The sequence below is a fragment of the Haloplanus natans DSM 17983 genome, from assembly GCF_000427685.1.
In the GTDB taxonomy this organism is placed as follows: domain Archaea; phylum Halobacteriota; class Halobacteria; order Halobacteriales; family Haloferacaceae; genus Haloplanus; species Haloplanus natans.
On sequence record NZ_KE386573.1, the window covers coordinates 1,618,350 to 1,636,335 of the forward strand.

General features: G+C 55.1%; 11 protein-coding genes. 6 read left to right on the top strand and 5 right to left on the bottom strand.

The window, feature by feature from the left end; all coding sequences use genetic code 11:
• Positions 1–121 precede the first annotated feature (121 nt).
• The 3 genes from HALNA_RS10485 to HALNA_RS20875 all read left to right on the top strand — a co-directional run bounded on the left by HALNA_RS10485 (position 122) and on the right by HALNA_RS20875 (position 3,830).
• The gene (locus tag HALNA_RS10485) at positions 122–418 is read left to right on the top strand and encodes a hypothetical protein (RefSeq protein ID WP_049936326.1); all 297 of its coding nucleotides are present in this window, start codon (positions 122–124) and stop codon (positions 416–418) included.
• Complete coding sequence (locus tag HALNA_RS10490; RefSeq protein ID WP_157573506.1) at positions 415–2,928, top strand: hypothetical protein; 2,514 nt, start codon at positions 415–417, stop codon at positions 2,926–2,928. The genes HALNA_RS10485 and HALNA_RS10490 overlap by 4 nt, the downstream gene beginning before the upstream one ends.
• 491 nt (positions 2,929–3,419) lie before the next feature.
• Positions 3,420–3,830 carry a hypothetical protein gene (locus HALNA_RS20875; protein WP_211226013.1) on the top strand — a complete coding sequence of 137 codons (411 nt, stop codon included), beginning with the start codon at positions 3,420–3,422 and terminating at the stop codon, positions 3,828–3,830.
• A 206-nt stretch (positions 3,831–4,036) separates the two neighbouring features.
• Here the strand turns inward: HALNA_RS20875 and HALNA_RS10500 are convergent, their stop codons facing one another.
• Positions 4,037–4,462: a DUF6884 domain-containing protein gene (locus HALNA_RS10500; protein WP_049936329.1), complete on the bottom strand. Its 426-nt coding sequence runs from the start codon at positions 4,460–4,462 to the stop codon at positions 4,037–4,039.
• Between the two features lie 369 nt (positions 4,463–4,831).
• Here HALNA_RS10500 and HALNA_RS19975 point away from each other — a divergent pair, with 369 nt between their 5' ends.
• Entirely contained in the window at positions 4,832–6,085 is a 1,254-nt protein-coding gene (locus tag HALNA_RS19975) for a hypothetical protein (RefSeq protein ID WP_157573507.1), read from the top strand.
• A gap of 204 nt (positions 6,086–6,289) precedes the next feature.
• On the opposite strand, the gene HALNA_RS10510 is transcribed toward HALNA_RS19975, so the two are convergent.
• From HALNA_RS10510 to HALNA_RS10525, 4 genes are all read right to left on the bottom strand, one after another.
• A complete protein-coding gene (locus HALNA_RS10510) occupies positions 6,290–6,718 on the bottom strand; it encodes a hypothetical protein (protein WP_049936331.1) in 429 nt (142 codons plus the stop codon).
• Positions 6,696–8,192, bottom strand: coding sequence for a GNAT family N-acetyltransferase (locus tag HALNA_RS10515; RefSeq protein WP_049936332.1), 1,497 nt, complete (start codon positions 8,190–8,192; stop codon positions 6,696–6,698). The genes HALNA_RS10510 and HALNA_RS10515 overlap by 23 nt, the downstream gene beginning before the upstream one ends.
• Positions 8,193–8,263: 71 nt before the next feature.
• Entirely contained in the window at positions 8,264–9,340 is a 1,077-nt protein-coding gene (locus HALNA_RS10520) for an endonuclease NucS domain-containing protein (protein WP_245576024.1), read from the bottom strand.
• A gap of 75 nt (positions 9,341–9,415) precedes the next feature.
• The gene (locus HALNA_RS10525) at positions 9,416–10,180 is read right to left on the bottom strand and encodes a CBS domain-containing protein (RefSeq protein WP_049936334.1); all 765 of its coding nucleotides are present in this window, start codon (positions 10,178–10,180) and stop codon (positions 9,416–9,418) included.
• Between the two features lie 286 nt (positions 10,181–10,466).
• Between HALNA_RS10525 and HALNA_RS10530 the strand changes: the two genes are divergently transcribed.
• Complete coding sequence (locus HALNA_RS10530; RefSeq protein ID WP_049936335.1) at positions 10,467–14,609, top strand: Eco57I restriction-modification methylase domain-containing protein; 4,143 nt, start codon at positions 10,467–10,469, stop codon at positions 14,607–14,609.
• Complete coding sequence (locus HALNA_RS10535) at positions 14,602–17,970, top strand: helicase-related protein (RefSeq protein ID WP_049936336.1); 3,369 nt, start codon at positions 14,602–14,604, stop codon at positions 17,968–17,970. Before HALNA_RS10530 ends, HALNA_RS10535 begins: the two co-directional genes overlap by 8 nt.
• The last annotated feature ends 16 nt before the right edge of the window (positions 17,971–17,986 follow it).

A 17,986-nucleotide genomic window follows, 5' to 3' on the forward strand; every position in this document is an offset into this window, starting at 1 on the left:
TCCGATAGCAATCTGGATAGAAAATACATTTTTGACACATGATTTACCGCCGTCGTTACCGGATGTTATTCATATAGTTACCAACTTTTTTACGTCTATAGTGTGCAATCACTATACACTGATGAAGCAGCGTCGAATATCAATCGAAGAACATCAATATGAGTTCCTCCAAGACCAGCGAACCCTGACGCTTGCCCCGATGGTTCGTAGTGCCCTTGACGAAGTAATGACCGGTGAGCGAGACATCCCAGACAGTAGCCGGCGAACTGACGTTGATGTCGTCAAGACGACTGTCCTTCTTCGTGAGGATCAGTACGAGTTCCTGAACGAAACGGAAATGAACTTCTCCGCCTTCGCCAGCCAAGTGATTGACGAGCGGATGGAGATCGAACGTCAGCTCTCGGAGATGGGAGAGTGAGCGAGAGTCCAACTATTGCTGGAAGTGGACACGGATGTACGATTCGTGTTATTCCAACTGACACCGACTACGTTCAGATCACCGCCGAGTATGAAAATGACACCGCTGAAACCACATCCATCCCGAAGAACCGATGGGTTGGTCGGTCAGGGTTGAAGCAGTACGCCACCGACATCTCCGACCAACTTGACGCCGACTTCGACGTGGTCCATGAAGTTCTGAACGACGTCAGGATCCAAGCTCTCCTCGCGTGGAACTGGAAGACATTCATGCAAGTGGGAGCGGTAACCGCCCCGAGTTTCGAACATCTCCGGTCTTTAACAGTGCCTGACGAACAGACTGGTGACTACCCGACGACTGAGGAAGTCCGTGATACACTCAGTGAGTTAGTCGAGGACACGATGGAGACGTGTACCTACCCAGTGTGTGACTCCCCGACTGGCTCCGGAAAGTCGTACAAAATCTCGACAACTCGGTGGCTCGACAAGCCAGATGTGACTGGTGGGCGGCAAGTGGTTCATCTGTCACCCACACAAAATGCCCGCGACGATGCCGTTAAACACTCTAAGAAGGCGGGACTGGACTACTACGTACTTTTGGGCCGTGAGGAAGCCTGTCCGATTTGCCGTGGCGACCATGACCCGGATGGCAAGGAGGACACCATCACCGTTGACGGCGAACCAGTGAGTGAGTGGGTAGCTCGGATGTGTAATGGAAAGAGCCTCTCCCTCCACGACGCCAAGGCTATCCTTCTTGAAGAAGCCGACCAAGGCTTAGACCACATTCCATGCGGTGGTGAGAATAGTAAGTGCCCCGCCAGCGAACAGTGGAAAGACATCCGCGACTCTATCGACGGTGAGCCAGAGTACGACGTGATCCACGCCACTCACAAGTTCTCGTTCGCTCTCACCCTCCGCCACAAAAACAACGTCGCCTTTGACGAGCAACCCTCGTTCTACGTGATCGGTCCTGGTGATATGACTGGTGGACGCACTGAAGATGGTGGTCTCGACTCAGAGCGCGTGAAGAACGCCGTTACTGCACTCTTGGACGACGCTAATGTGGACATCGATACAGCTGAAGAACTGATGTCTGTGGCAAAGCGGGAGGCTTCCGACGCGGAGTCATCCATGCACCTTCGCGACAGGTTCCCCGAAGTCTACGATCTGTTCAATCACCGACCGGGCAAGGAGTGGTACTACCACCATCCCGACGCGCACACGGCGGCGAGCACCTTCGCTGAGTTGCTCTGGGATGCCGCCCGCCAGCCCGATGACGCTAATGGTCGTCGCCATGCTAAAATGAGATATGTCCCGCCATCACTGACGAAGACCTCCGAAAACCCAGAAATCGTGAATGTCCACCGTGCATCTGTCGTGATCAACAACAACAACACGATTACCACCCTCCGGATTGGTCCTTGTATGTCAAATTCCCGATCAGTCATTGGGCTTGACGCCCATCCTAATCAAAAACTCTGGGAGCTCAACGTAGGCCCCGCGATGGACGTGGAGAAGCTCATGTCCGACAAAGAACGTCGTCTCTGGCGGCGGTACGAGCGCCGTCTTCTCACGATTCAGGTGGGGAATAGTGCCTACTCGTACACCAGTGAGGAACGGTACGACACGGACAAAAATCGAGTGCTGGTTGAAACACTCCGGGAACAGTATGGTGAAGACTTCCGCACAGCCGTCGCCCCCATTGCTGCGGAAGACAACGTCAGGCGTGCCCTTGTCGGCGCGGGAGTCGATGACTTTGGTACAATGCACCACGGGAACGTACAGAGTCGGAACGGCTTCCAAGGCGAGCGTATCGGGGCCGAACTCGGGTGCATCGATCCCGGTGACGACTACATACTCGATCTCTTGGCCGAGCTCGGACTGGACGCAACCGTCGAACGAAAGGATACGCTCTGTGATTCCTGTTCCGGTGATGGATGTAACCAGTGCAATCAGTCGGGACACCAGCGAGCGTTCGGTCGTGGCTTCGTCGGTGAGGACTCACAGGCCGCCGAATCCCTCCTTGAATCCGTGCGGGCGAACGAGGTTGCTCAATCAATTGGTCGGTACGCCCGGAAGGCCGATGATCCCGACGATTGGGCCGCCGTGTTCACTCGAACCACCGCTGTCCCCGACAACATGGTGGACTTCGAAGGCCCGCGAGTCTGGAAGTACAAAGACAAACAGAAGGCGATTGCCGCCTACTTCCAAGAGCACACCGAGGGGACCGCCAAAGGTGTCAAGGAGTGGATAGATAATGAGTACGATGCCGTGAACAAGTGTACGAAGCGACACGTTCACGACACGGTCACCGAACACGTCAAGGATGGAAATATTGAGGAGCACGAGGGTGTCGGCTACAATGGAGCAACGGTCTACGAGTGGACCGCAACCGACACCGTGTCGAAACACGGGGGACTCAAGTTCGAAATCACCGAAGTCGATCACTCTGAAAACCAGACAACCACCGCTGAGGCTAAGTCCGGAGCAGGGGTCCTAAGATCGGAATAAGGGTCACCATTTCCACCATGTTGTGTGCTAACATAGAATGAAACCACGAACTATTCCTCTTTATACTGTAAAGAGAGAAAATTCGCGGTTGGAAACCCCTGTTAACACACCACATCATTCATCACGGAGATAAGAGAGAAATGCCACCAAAAACGGCTATAGGTCTTCTGATCTCCATAAAACACTCAAACGGTACAGAGTGAGCGAATCGATGTGGAAAGCACCCCGAGCGTTTCCCATCCATCGTCGGTTTCGATAATCGTCCGTCCGCCGTTGGTTCCAGCAATCACTTGTCCATCCGCAACCGTCCACGCGAGAATGACTTCTTGGGGTCCGCCCGGGTACGAAGGCGTGCTGAACGTTTCTCCGTCGTCGTCAGAGACGAACAGCGCCGCATCAGCACCTGACTCGCCTCGCCACGTTCCCGGTGATGATCGAGCAGCGGCGGCGTATAGTCGGCCATCATGGGCAATCGCTTCGCGGAAGTACCGATGGGACAGTTCCTCGTCCAGCCGTATCCAAGACCGGCCAGCGTCCTCTGTACGGTAGAGGCCACCGCCACAGGACGCAATGTACTCCTCCGGGCTTCGAACCAGCACGTGGTGGATGTCGTCGTGGACGCCGTCTCGACGTTCAGTCCACGTTTCCCCACTATCGTCGCTGACGTGGACACCGCCGACCTCGACACCAGCGATGACTCGGTTCGGGGCGTCCGGATGCGTGTCGAGGCTTCGGATGTGTGCCTCGTTTCGGTGACGGGGCGTATACCACTCGTCCCGCGACGGGAGTTCCTGAAATCCGTCGAGTTCCCGCCACGATCCACCGTCATCGTCGCTGACATAGAGGTGTGCTGGGTGGGTGCCGGCGTACAGTTGCTCTCCGTCAGGACTCGCACAGACTGAGTACACCTCCTTGAGAGGGACACCGAGGTCGCTCCACGTTCGCCCCGAATCAGTCGAACAATACAAGCCAGTCTTCGTGCAGGCGTACACGGCCTCCCCGAACTGTCGCACTCGGATTGCTCGTCCGGCATCCAAAACCTGTGTAGCGTCTTCGAGCTGGACGTCTGGGGCTCGGTACACGCCGTCTTCGGTCCCCAATAGGAGAGTCATAGCTGGTCGTTGTACCACGAGAGCGTTTCTCCATATTGGAGGCCGTCGGTCGGGGTCTCGATTTCTACGGAGGTATCCTCGAGCAACGGGATCAGTTCGTCGTAGTAGTCGCGACCAGCGTGGAATACCAGTCGAGTGCCTTCAGTGAGTAGCCCTTCCTCACGGAGTTGATCGTAGACGGTCTGTGACCAGTCTCGTTTTCGGTCGACTGGCGCACCACTTAGTGTCTCATCGTAGGGTTCGATAGGTGGTCCGTCGGGTTGGAGCAGATGGTGCTTTGCCGAGAGGATGTACCACGTATCATGATTCGCTTCGGCGTACTGGCGTGCCTTTCTGAAAAACGCGGACTCCATGTAGAGCTCCGCAGGCATCGCGGCCTGCTCGCGTTTGCTCTTGGTGCAGCTCACGAGCCCGATGTCCATAGCTAACTGAGGGATCGCCAGCAAGAAATAGATAATCGTGTTAACCAGTCACAACCAGTTAACCGAGCTCTTGCTATTCCTTCCCACGGAGGCTTTTGGCATTCCAGTGGATGGACTCTACTATGTCGGAGTTCGCCTCGCTTGAGCCCCAAGATGTCCGCGATCACTGGACATACAAGAAGCGTGAGTTTGATCCGTTAACCAGTGGTGCCGCGATATCTACTCAATTAATAAGGAGGAAATGGCTTAATGATGCAGTTGCCCATCAAAGTAATTGCCCGCATTGGTAAGGTCTATACCAGTAGCCGGTTTGTTACGGTTAAAAGTAAGAGAGTTTATAGTTATCCGCTTTTATCATAGCTGACGTCGATGGTCTCAGGACAAGTGTATTCTGTGGTTTCCGTTGTCTCAGGAGCGATTGTTGGATTGTGCTTACCGGCTGTTATTCAGGCCGCCCTTGCGAAGATATTTGGTGGAGATGTTTCATTGGAATACGCTGTCTCATTTCGACCATTAGAGGTCGAGTTTCGTAATATAAGCCAGATGTCTGACCGGCAAATTAGGGTCGCTTCTGGATTTAAGCTGCTGATTCCTGTCCTATTATTCATTTATTTGATTGTATTATTTCCTCAGCAGAACAGAACAGAATATGCTGTTTTAGCTGCATTAATTTCTGGGACATCCGGAATATCCGGGAAAGATCTTTTAGCCTTGGAGAATCCACGAGATTGGTCATTACTAACAACTAAGGCCTATTTTAGCCAAGAGAAGTCCTCGGTTTTCCCGGAATATTTGCCAGGAATACGATCTCGTCCGATAACATACCTATCTCTCTTGATCATCTCAATTTTTATCCTAATAGGTGTGCTTGAACTTCAGGGGACATTTGATTATATATCCAACAGTGATACGCCTCCTTACACTGTGAGTACAATCAGCCAGATTATTGGTGGGGCTGGTTCTTTGATATTTTCAATTTTATTGGTCATTCTGTACGATAAGCAGGCATCCATCTCCGGTTTTCAATCTGTAGTTCAAGACGAACAAAAAGATTTGATGCGGCGGGATCGGGAACCGAGATTAAGCGGTCCATATAATTTCAGATTCTGGGGTGCTTACCCATCAACTCAGTCGGACCAGAATCCCTCAACTAAGATTGATGCCCGCGAAATAGAGCGAAGTCCCAATCCAAACAGTGTACAATTTTTCCAAACAAATGCTGGTGAAGGACTTGCACAAAATTTCAGATTACGGGTTTCATTGAATATTGAGCATGGTCCACATGAAGGACTGACAGCAGTTTGTGCTGTCCAACGAATGGATCGATTTCCCTTGCATAAATTCGGTGAGAGCGATATACAGGGTGGCGAAAAAGATGTTGAATTTATGACTGAAGAACTTAAACTATCTTTTACAGATCCAGAATCAGATATGGACTATTCGTTTGATACTTTTGATTTCAGACAGGGGATAAACAAGTTATACGACCAAGGAACGTATAAAATAACGATTATACTTGAGCTTGAATGGGAAGATGAATTTGAGGAAAAATATGAGGAGCAAGTATATCATATTACTTCAGATATTACACCTGGAATGGACCTTCTTGATTTTATCCAGTGAGGACTTCATCGTTCGGGGCACCCATCGAGTGAGTGGGGACCGTCCGATCGAACGTCTGCTCAGGACTATTGGTGTTGACAGCTAACCGTATTTTTGCACCAGAACCCATCGAAGCCTTGCTCTAATTACTCGAATGCTACCAGCAACGGGTGGGAATCTCCCGACCTACAGGTGGGATATATTGCGAATACCGCATAGAGACCGCTAATCGCTCCCTGAATTAGGACCAGAGTGGATTAGTGAGTCGTACTCTCCTCGAAGGTACTGAAAAGAGACGGGCGGGCGGAAATCATCGACCCGCTGCTGTGGATCAACAGGTTCCGTGAACCGCTGAACATCTGCGACCTCGAAAGCGTATCCAGTATCCGTGTCTGCGAAGTAGTCCATGAACCGTGAACGTTGGTCAATCCCGGAGTCGGAGCCGAACTTCCGCCAGAGCTCGGCTGGGGTGCCCTCGGATACGCTGTTTAGTGAGAACGACCCCACAATCTCTTGCACGGGAGAGGAAGCGTACATATAGACTGTCTCAATAATAGACGGATCACGGAATGGTGTCTTGCGGAACTCGTACCGCTTCTCGTGGCCGAGTATCTTCTCCGCAAACTCGGGCTTAATTGACAGTAAAACGTCCATCTATTCCACCATTGTCGCGTATATATTGATAACTTGATTCATCGATCTCTTGGATAGACTGGATTGCACCCGATAAAATTCCTTCATCCAGCAACACCTGATAGTGAAGTGGATTCTCGAGCTCGAAGTGCCATTTGAATAAGATCACCGTCGTAGGGGACTCTACCATCTTAGCTATCTCTCGCTCTGTGAATACGGATCGTTTGCCAACCAGTTCCTGTACAGTCTCGGTCTCGGTCACTTCGTACTCCACCTGCTCACAGACTCCTAAAGAGGTGATTTCCATATGGTCGTGTGTCCGGTAGAATAGTAGGATATCATCCGATTCGATCTGTCGAGTATTTGCGTGGGAGAGGTATGCCTTCTTGATAGCGTTACCTTCAGAGAGAAGTTGTCCAGAGAACTCGGTTAATTTCGGTTGGCGGTTCTCGTACGTCGGAAAGAGCCGTCCGTGGAACTTGGGTTGGGTCGGAATCAGAAATTTACTCACGGAGGGACCATCGTAGAAACTTGGATAAAACCGGAAGTGAACCTCTGATGGGTCGGGATTGTCTCCAGGTCCAGGAGTTAGCCGCTTGACGAAGACTGTCTCACCGTTGGCGGCCTGTGAAGCTCGCCCAAACCCGTACTGGGAAATCAGCTGTACGAGATAGTCGTCTTCCTTGATATAGTGTGTGAGGTATATTTCCTCGAGTTCGTGTTGGATGGCTTCGCGTATGGCGATGCTCACCAGGAGTTCCCCAATTTTCGAACCGCGCCGATGGGACGCCACTTTGAGCGTACAGATCTTCAGTCGATCTCGCTTGCCGAGCTCCGGTTCTTTGCCGATCGGCTCAGCCTCGTTTGGTTTTAGGATAAGAACAGCGCCGAGTGTGCCGTCCTCATTCCAGTTCACGTAGACATCTCGTTCGTCGGGGATGCTCTCGAACCAGTTTCGGAAGGCGTAGTCTTCTTTCAGCGAATCGAAAATCGGGTCGTCAACATCAAGATCTGCTACCTGTTGCTTCTGAATCGAGGGAGGGCCCTCGTAGGCCGCTGGTTCCTCTTTGAATTGCTCTCTGGCTTCCTCAATACTCAATACGCTCTCTTTGATGCCGAGTTCGTCGGCTTTCCGATGCATGTCTCCATCTTCGGTGATGAGAATATCGGTGCAGTCCTTGAACACCGTATAGAGGAGTGCGTTGTCTACTTGCTCGTTGAAGCTATCCGCTTTAGGGACGTGGTTGCGGAACGCTGTCGATGATGGATTCGGATACGGGGGAAATCCCAATTCGGCGTAAGTTTCGATCTTCGATTCGTCCGTTTCACGCCGTTCGTCGTTCTCGTAGTTGCGGATTTCCTGTTTCGAGTGAGGGTGGATCAGAATAGTGTGACCTTCCGTCTTCAGTAGCTTCTCAAGTTCTTGCAGTGGCTCGGGGACCGTCCAGTCCCCCTCTCGTTCGATGAATACGTTCGTATCGATGAGCACCTCCATCTGCTTCACCTATCTGACATCTGGTTAGAAACCGATGGATGGGACTGTAATAAACTGTTGGGCCGACAAGTTCAGTTCTCCACCGATGCTTCCGGCTCCGGTGTCTCACTCTCACGGTCGTCCTCGGTAATGTCACTATTGCGTAGATCATCCAGCGTGCGGCCGCCGAAGTCGGGATGGCACCAGTATTTGTAGCCGTTCAGAGCCTTCGAGTAGTCTCGGCCGACGAGCTCGTTCAGGGCTTCCTTGGCCAACCCCGTGAACGAGTAGACTTCGCCGTCGTGCTCCCACCGGACGTTGTCGCTTTGCCCTGTATCGCCCGTAACGGTCGCCCACCAGAAGTCATCGTCCTTGGAGTACTCACGGTCAGCCTCGGCTGGAACCCGCTCAGGGGCGAAGTAGACCCTCTCATCCGGTCGCAGAACTCCACTGTCAAGCAGGACGTTGATCGCCGCCGGACGGCGCGTCTTCTCCTCCTGTTTCTCCTGCTTCTCGCGGCGCTTGGTCATGTACTCCTCGGCCTCGGCGACCGGAATGACCTGTTGGCTATTGAGGAGCACCCGTCCTTGGTGCTCGTAGGCCTCGATCTTCGTGCAGGTGATGTCCATGCCGTACTCTTCGATCAACCACATCACGGGGGCGGTGATCTCGGTGCCGAAGCTCCCCGCCGCTAACAGGATACGCGGTTTCTGATCGAGTTCGAACTCCGCCCACCCTTCGCTCGTGACCGGCGTCTCCCCTTCGACCCCGTCCAGGAAATCGACGAAGGTTTGACCGATGTCTTCGGGCGTCAGCTCCTTATCGTCGCGCTCGTTCCAGAACTCACGGTAGTCCTTCTGAATGTCTTCAGCCGTCAGCGTCGCACAGTAACTGGCGTACTTAATTGCCTGGAGATCGGTCGTCCGGTCCGCTCGGTCGCGCTTGAGTTCGATTACGACCAGTTTTCCGGTTGGATCCAGGGCGAGGATGTCCAGACGATCACGCGTGTCCTGGAAGTTGGCGTACTCCGAGGTGACGACCAGCAGATCCTCCCCGAGGATGCGTGGTTGTTCGATGGTCCACTCTTGGAGATCTTGACGCTCCAAGACGCCTAACTCGGAGAGCGCCTGTTCCTCGAGACCTTCGAGTGTCCCATCGTCCTCGTCCACGCTGAAGATCATACACTGTAGTGCTCAGCGTGGACCTAAACCGCTTGCTCTGCTTAGAACGGGTCCAGCTGGTGACTATTCTGTTAGTCGCCGGCTTGCCGGAAGTGAGGTGAAATAGCCGTGGGCGAACTCAATGAGATCCAGATCAAGTTCCCTTCGATCCTCAATACGGAAGTGAAACAGACGGTTCCGATTTTCCCCGATTTTGTTGATCAGCTCTCGGACAAAGTCGCAACGCTGGTCGAAGTAGTCGTCAAACCCATCATCCCAATACCGCGAAATGAACTGTGTGTAGTGGCCGAAGGTACAGTTGTCAATTTCGCTCGCCGAACTCAATTGATCCGAGCTCTCACTGATGTGCTCAAGGGCTTCGGAGAGGTCGCCCTCGTAAACTGATTGGATGATGGCTCTGATAGCCAACTCCGTTTCTTCAATCAAAAGAAAGGGTTCTGTTGACCGCCGCCAGAACTCTCTGATGTCGTAGTCAGTAATCACCCGATGAGTCCCCTCGTCTTCCACCAAGACATACGATCGCTCGCCGAGTAAGTCGAACAGGTCGCTGAGGTTACTACCCGCCGAGACTACTTTTGGTTGCTCAACGGCTGTCTCAGCGGGCCTATCACTCATTTTCTTCGGAGAATCAAATAGTTCCTCAGTGACGAGCAGTGCCCGAGAAATGGACTTGAAGGATATGACCCCGATCAACTCACCATCCTTGGTTACGCCCATCTGTGAGTACTTCTTCGTGAGCATCTCCTCGACCACCGATTCAATATCGCGGTGAGAGGGAATTGTCTCGAACTCAGGCGCGTCTATCTCACGAATTTTGACCCGAACCATTACTCATCAGTCTTCTTGTAGAACGCGTAAAAGTTGGTATGATATGGGGAAGACCAACAGTCACAACTGTAGACATCATTGTGAGTTTTGAGGTGTCGACGTGGCTGCTGACAGTGACTGAGGAGGGAGCTAACTTGGTCCCTCTACTACTCAGATCTGACCGAGAACATGCCACCAGCAACGTAGCAGAGTCGTCAGGCTCGCTCTTGGGAGTCATGCTTCGCCCTGCTTGTTCTTCGATCTAACTCGTACCAAGATATATCACGCCGGAAGTTCGCATACCGCTATGGTCTCCGAATTTCTCGAATCCAGACAGGGCCGTCCGTGGACATACGATCGGACGGACGCGGACTTTGAGTTCTATCAGGGGGAGGGATCGAGTGCGCTGGAGATAGTCGTCGTCGACCACGGGGAACGGCCGACGAAGGAGTTCCTCCAGAAGACGTACTCCGACCGCCGCGGCGGACGGGTGAATCCGATTCTCATCGTTGCACTTGCTGAGAGCCAAGCTCACCTTTGCGGTCCAAGCGGTGAAGATCCCCCCGTCTTCCCTAATGTTGATCGAGGACAGGCTGAGCGCGTATGTGACGCCGCCCTGAGCAAGCCCAGCCGACACGCAGCCCAGCAGTTCCTCAGCGAAACGCTTCCTCAGCTCGACGAGGAACTCACTGGCCTCCGGAACCAGGGACTTCTCTCGACTCACGAGCTCCGGGAGGGTGTCCCAGACCGACCCGATTGGGCGGATGCCGTGGAAAAGGCTCAAGGAGCGTTCGCCGACGACCCCCGTGACCTCATGCGGGGGTTGGACTACGAGATTGACCGCCTCACCGACCAGAGTTACGTCCTGAAGGACACCAGCGATGGCCACGAACGGGCGGTCGCCGTCTTCCTGCAGGAGGACGAATCGTTCGATCACGCCCAAGATCGATTCGTCGGCCAGTCACCGGTGGCCTACGCGCTCAACGAAGCCGACAAGCGAAACTTGGAGTACGTCATCGGCAACAGCGGCGATACACTCCGACTGTACACCACGAATCCCGACGCTGGCTTCGGTTCGCGGGGTCGAACTGACACCTACGTCGAAGTCAACACAAACCTCCTCTCCGACGAAAAGGCGGGGTACCTCTGGCTACTGTTCTCGGCTCAGGCGCTCCGCGAGGACGGCACGCTCCACGACATCATGGAGGATTCGAAGGAGTACGCCGCCTCGCTCGGTGGCCGACTCCGCGAACGCATCTACGACGACGTCGTCCCCGATCTCGCGGAGGCCATCGCCCGTGCCCGCGACCTCGACGACCCGACGAAAGACGAACTCGACGAAACGTACCGGATGACGCTGGTACTGCTGTACCGTCTCCTGTTCATCGCCTACGCAGAGGACGAGAAGTTCCTCCCACGCCGGCGGAACGAGCGGTACGACGAGGACTCGCTCAAACGCAAGGCACGGAACCTGCATCAGTTCGTGCAGGACGACGGCGAGTTCGACGACTCCTTCTACGACCACTGGGACGACGTCATGCACCTCACGCGGGCCGTCCACCACGGTCACGAAGAACTCGGGCTTCCCGCCTACGACGGGACGCTGCTCTCCGAAGACCCCGACATCTCTGAAGCGGGGGCGAACCTCGCAGACATCCGTCTGAACAACGCCGAGTTCGGGCCGGTGCTGGTGAACCTCCTCATCGACGAGACGGAGGAAGGCTACCAGGGCCCCGTCGACTTCCGTAACATCGGCGTCCGTGACTTTGGCGTCATCTACGAGGGGCTCCTCGAATCCGAGCTCTCGGTGGCGGACCAGCCCCTGACGACGGACGACGAAGGGCACTACCAGCCCGTCGAAACCGGCGGTCAGCAGACGCTCGGTGATGATGATGAGGATGTCGTCGTTGAGGCGGGGGAGGTCTATCTCCACGGCCAGTCCGGAGAGCGGAAGGCTACGGGGACCTACTACACCAAATCGAGATTCGTCGAACACCTCTTGGATCATTCGCTGGAGCCTGCGCTGGACGACCATATCGACCGCATTAACCAGCTCCGTGAGGAGGAGGGCGAGAACGCCGCCGCGGACGCGTTCTTCGACATCCGCGTTTCTGACATCGCCATGGGGTCGGGACACTTCCTCGTTGGTGCGGTCGATCGCATCGAGTCACGCCTCTACACGTATCTCACGGAAAATCCACTCCCACCCGTCGAAGAAGAACTGGACAACCTGGAGGACGCCGCGCTGGACGCGTTCGACGACGAGGAGTACGCCCCACCCGTCGAGCGTGGTCAGCTTTTGCGACGTCAGGTTGCTCGACGGTGTGTCTACGGTGTCGACCTAAATCCCTTGGCGACGGAACTTGCACGGCTATCTATTTGGGTGCACACGTTCGTTCCGGGGCTTCCGCTCACATTCCTTGACTACAACCTCGTGTCTGGTGATTCGTTAGCTGGGATCGGGACTCTGGACGAGGTAACAGATCTCCTCGACGCCGAACAGTCGTCGTTGGGGATGTTCATGGGTGGTCAGAGTGTAATGAACGAGATTCGCGGCGATATTGCTCAACTTGGAGACTTTGCAGACGCCAGTGCCGAACAGGTCGCGGAGGCCCGTGAGACGCGGGCGGAAATCGAATCGAAGCTTGAGGAGGTTCGTGCCCGATTCGACGTTCTTGCGGCATCGCGTATCAACGATAACATCGACACAGAACCGGTTTCGGACACGAGTATCGACATCACCGAGAAAGAGTGCTACAAGCAGGCACAGGATACGTTGGAATCGACTGATCCGCTCCATTTCCCCGCGGCCTTCCCGGAAGTGTTCGATGGAAATGAATCGGGTTTCAACGTTATTATTGGAAATCCTCCATGGGAGGAAGCTACATTAGAGGAAGATGAATTTTGGATGCGTTATGAACCAGGTCTACAAGCCAAATCACAGTCAGAGCAGGAGAAAATCAAGACGAGGCTTCGTAACGAGAGACCAGACCTCGTGAAAAAATATGAGGAGGAATTAGCGGAACAAGACAAACGGCGGGCTCTCCTTCGAAATGGCCCATTCCCTGGAATGGGGACCGGTGACCCGGACACGTATAAAGCATTTTCTTGGAGATTCTGGGCCCTAACAAAGACGGGAGGTCACTCGGGTGTTGTTCTACCAAGGAGTGTTTTCAGTGCGGCTGGATCGGAGGAGATCCGGAGGAAACTACTTGACGAAGGCATCGTGCGAGATTTAACCTTCCTTGTGAATAATCGTCACTGGGTCTTCTCAGCGGTGCACCCACAATACACGATTGCGCTCCTGAGCTTTGAGAAGACTGAACCGACGGAAAAAGATGTCTTGTCGATACGTGGACCATTCCCGAGTAAGGAGAGTTTCGATAAAGGGCGGGAGAGCCCCCCACATACGTTCTCTATTGAGAGAGCGAAAAATTGGACCGGATCAGCGGCTTTCCCCTTGCTTCCTCCAACCCCCGAATCAGGTGATGTTTTCGAAGTTCTAACCGACAACCCCTCTCTAAATAGAGACGCCCCGGACGAGTGGCGTGCAAGACCCAATACAGAACTACACGCAACGAACGACAAAAAGAAAGACGACGACACCGTCTTGATGCACTTTTTTGACGAAGGTGAGATGCCTCCCAGTGATTTCTGGCCAATATTTAAAAGAAGCTCATTCGACATCTGGACTCCTGATACGGGTGAGCGATATGCATGGGCTGACCCCGATGTTATGATAGATTATCTCCAAGAAAGCCGCGAAAATTCCTATCAGTACGCTGGGAAGCGATCCGCGTTCTACGAGATGCCCGAGGAGTGGATACATAACAAAGATACACTGTCATGTTTTTCACCACGGGTTGTATTCCGCGACGTTACCAGAGCAACTGATAGCCGAACTGTTCGGTCGGCACTTGTACCTCCCAAAATCTTTCTGACAAACAAAGCTCCGTACTTCCTATGGCCCCGAGGTGATGAACGTGACCAGTCCTATCTTCTTGGAGTTTTGTGTTCAATACCTCTTGACTGGTATGCTCGGAGGTTTGTTGAAACCACGCTCAACTATCATATCCTCAATGGGTTCCCAATCCCCCGACCAGGTCGAGATGATTCCCTCCGCCAACGTGTCGTTGAGCTTTCTGGCCGTCTTGCCGCCGTTGATGACCGCTATGCTGACTGGGCCAACGCCGTCGGTGTCGATTACGGGCCACTTGATAAGGATGAGAAACAGGACAAAATCTACGAACTCGATGCAGTCGTAGCCCACCTCTACGGTCTCTCTCGTGAGAATGTTGAAGTCATCTTCGAAACATTCCATGACAACTGGGATCACGAAGAACGCTTAGAGCGCGTCCTCGACTACTACGCCAGCTGGGCGGATCGACTCGATCTCGATCACGCCAACCGCGAGGAGGCACGGAAGGCGGGTACCCGAGACGATGACTGAGCGACCCCAGTTCGTCGATAACCGGAATGGCAACACGCTCGCCCGCGCCATCGACGAGTACCTTGGCTATCTCGACGGCCGGCTCGCCGACGAACCCGACCTCGACGTGGTGACGGGCTACTTCAATCCACGCGGATACTTCTCCATCGCCGATGGCCTGGAACACGTCGACGACGTACGCCTCCTCATCGGCGCACAGCCCGATCAAGAGGGCATCGAGCGGTGGCGACGGCCCGAGGAACCACGTGGGGAGGCCTACGAACGAAAGCGAATAGAGGAGGCGCTCCAGTCGCTGGACGAGAACCTCGAACGTGACCGCAACCTCCTCGGATTCTCCCGTGACGTCGACGAGGGACTCCAAGATCTGGTCGACTTCCTTCGGAGCGAACGGGTTGAAGTGCGCCGTCACGAGGACAGTTTCGTCCACGGGAAGGCCTACCTGTTCTCCGACGCCGAGGGCGTCATCGCCGGGTCGTCGAATTTCACCGGCGCGGGGCTCAACTCGAACTTGGAGCTGAACCTCGGCACGTACGACCCGCACGTGACCGACCAGGTTCACGAGTGGTTCGAGGAACTCTGGGCCGAGAGCGAACCCTACGACCTCGCGTCTCTCTACGAGGAACGATTTGAACCATACGACCCGTATCTCATCTACCTTCGGGTACTCTACGCACGGTACGGCGACGAGCTGGAGGCGGAACGAGGGGACGGGGATGGTGCCATCACGCTCACGAACTTCCAGCAAGACAGCGTCCGGCGAGCCAACCGATTCCTCGACGAGCACGACGGCGTCATCATCGCCGACGAGGTCGGACTGGGGAAGACGTACATCGCCGGCAAGCTCCTCGAACAGTACGTCCAACAGAACCGTCAGCGGGCGCTTGTGGTGGCACCCGCCTACCTCCGGGATGGGATGTGGCAAAGTAAGCCCGCGGAGTGGGGGATTCAGTTCGAGACGGTCTCCTACGCCGAACTGCGGAACGACCGTCAGCTCGGCGGCGACGCGAACAATCTGAACCTCGCAGTCGACGACTACCAGCTGGTCGTCATCGACGAGGCGCACGCGTTCCGTAATCCGGGGACACAGCAGTCACACGCGCTTCGGACGCTCCTCCGCGGTGATCCACCGAAGGACGTCGTCATGCTCACCGCGACACCGGTCAACAACTCGCTGTGGGACCTGTACTACCTGCTGAACTACTTCATTCGGAACGACGCGGCGTTCGCCAACGAGGGGATTCGGTCGCTCCGCGATCGGTTCAAGCAGGCGCAGTCCGAGGACCCGTCCGACCTCAGCCCCGATCTCCTGTTCGATGTCCTCGACGAAACGACCGTCCGGCGGACGCGGCGGTTCATCAAGAATCACTACGAGAACGCCACGATGCCTGACGGCGAAGGCGGCGAGATACGGATCAACTTCCCCGATCCGCAACCCAAACGCGTCGACTACACGTTCACCGATACGTTCGGTGACGAGTATTTCCACGACGTCGCTCAGGGATTGGCGGCCGGCGACCACGAGGAAGCCGAACTTACGCTGGCCCGCTACCGTCCTTCCTACTACCTGGAAGGCGAAGAGGACGCATCCGAACTGTCACTCGTCGGCCTCCTGCGGACGGGGCTCCTCAAACGATTCGAGTCCTCCAGCTACGCGTTCGCAAACACACTGAGTCGGATGATCGCCCAGAACCGTGCCGCACTCCGGTTGATGGAGGAGGGCTACTTCCCCGAAACCGATGCCATCGAGGAGTGGGTCGAGGTGGACAACGACGAGGCGATGGATGAGATCTTCGGCGAAGCCCACGACGGCAATATTCCACTCGGTGCCGCTGAAGCTGATCCGGCTCGACTTCGTGCCGATCTGGAACACGACATCGAGATATTGGAGCGGTGGCGTGACGGCGCAGAGGCCGTCAGCCGGGACGAGGACGAGAAACTCCACGCGCTCCGTGATACCCTCCAAGACATCGTCCAGCAGGCACACGACGACGCTGAAGCAGGGGAGATTTCCGACGAGGACATCGAGGCGACCTTCCGCCGGAATCGCAAGGTACTGCTGTTCTCCTACTACGAGGATACGGTCGACTGGATCTACGAGTACCTTGAGGATGTAGTCGACGAGGACGAGTCACTGTCGTGTTACGAGGGACGGATCGCCGCCGTCTCCGGCGACGGATCGAAATACGGTGTCACACGCGAGGAAGCTGTCCATGGGTTCGCCCCGAACTCAGGGGATGCACCGCCGGGTGCGACCGACGACTTTGACATCCTCATCACGACGGACGTGCTCGGCCAGGGTGTCAACCTCCAGGAGGCCCGGAACGTCATCAACTACGACCTCCCCTGGAACCCCATGCGTGTGGTCCAGCGGAACGGTCGGATCGATCGGGTGAACTCGCCCCACTCCGAAATCTACCCGTTCTCGTTCTTCCCCGAGGATCGACTCGACGAACTGCTCGAGTTGGAACACCGTGTCCGACAAAAGCTCACCCAAGCGGCGCGATCCATCGGGGTCAGTGGCGGCGTCATCCCGGATATGGAGACGCTCAACCAGAACTTCGCCGAGAAGGTGAAGGACATCGACTCGATCCACGAGGAGGAAGATGAGTTCTACGAGCAGGGTGGCGCTGATGCGGCGGCGTACTCGGGTGAGGAATACCGTCAGGAACTCCGAGAAGGACTCGAAGACCGCGAGGAACAGATCACGTCACTCCCGTGGGCCGCTGGATCGGGATTCCGCGGCGACGAGCCAGGGTATTTCTTCTGTGCACGGGTTGGCGACGAGGTCTTCATGCGGTTCGTTCCGCGGGAGATGGACGAAGACGACGAGATCGTCCAAGACACCCTGACGTGTCTGAAGCGAATCGAGTGTACCCGCGATACAGAACGCGCACTACCTGACTCGATGCGTGAGCGTATCTACGACGCGTGGGGGACTGCACAAGAAGACATCTTCCGTCAGTGGCAAGAGCAGACCGACCCACTGAACGTCCAGCCCGACATCCGACGGCTGTTCCGCGAAGTGGGTCAACACCTCCGTGATCACTGGCCTGCGGACATGACTCAAGACGAACTCCAAGAGACCGTCGAAGCGGTCGAGGCTCCATGGGGCCGGCGTTACGAGCGCGAGCTCCGCGAGATCTACGAGGACGAATCGCTCGGACCAATCGAAAAGTCTCGTGCGCTTGTCGACAAGGTCGAAGACTTGGGTCTCCAGCCGTTCGAAGCTCCCGACCCACTTCCGCCGATCGAAGAAAACGAGGTGAAACTGGTTTGTTGGATGATCGTTGCCCCCGAGGAAGACGAGAGTGAGCAGGACGACCGGCCAGGACTGATGTCTCAGGTGACTTTCGACACGTAGGGAACGAATTGGTTTC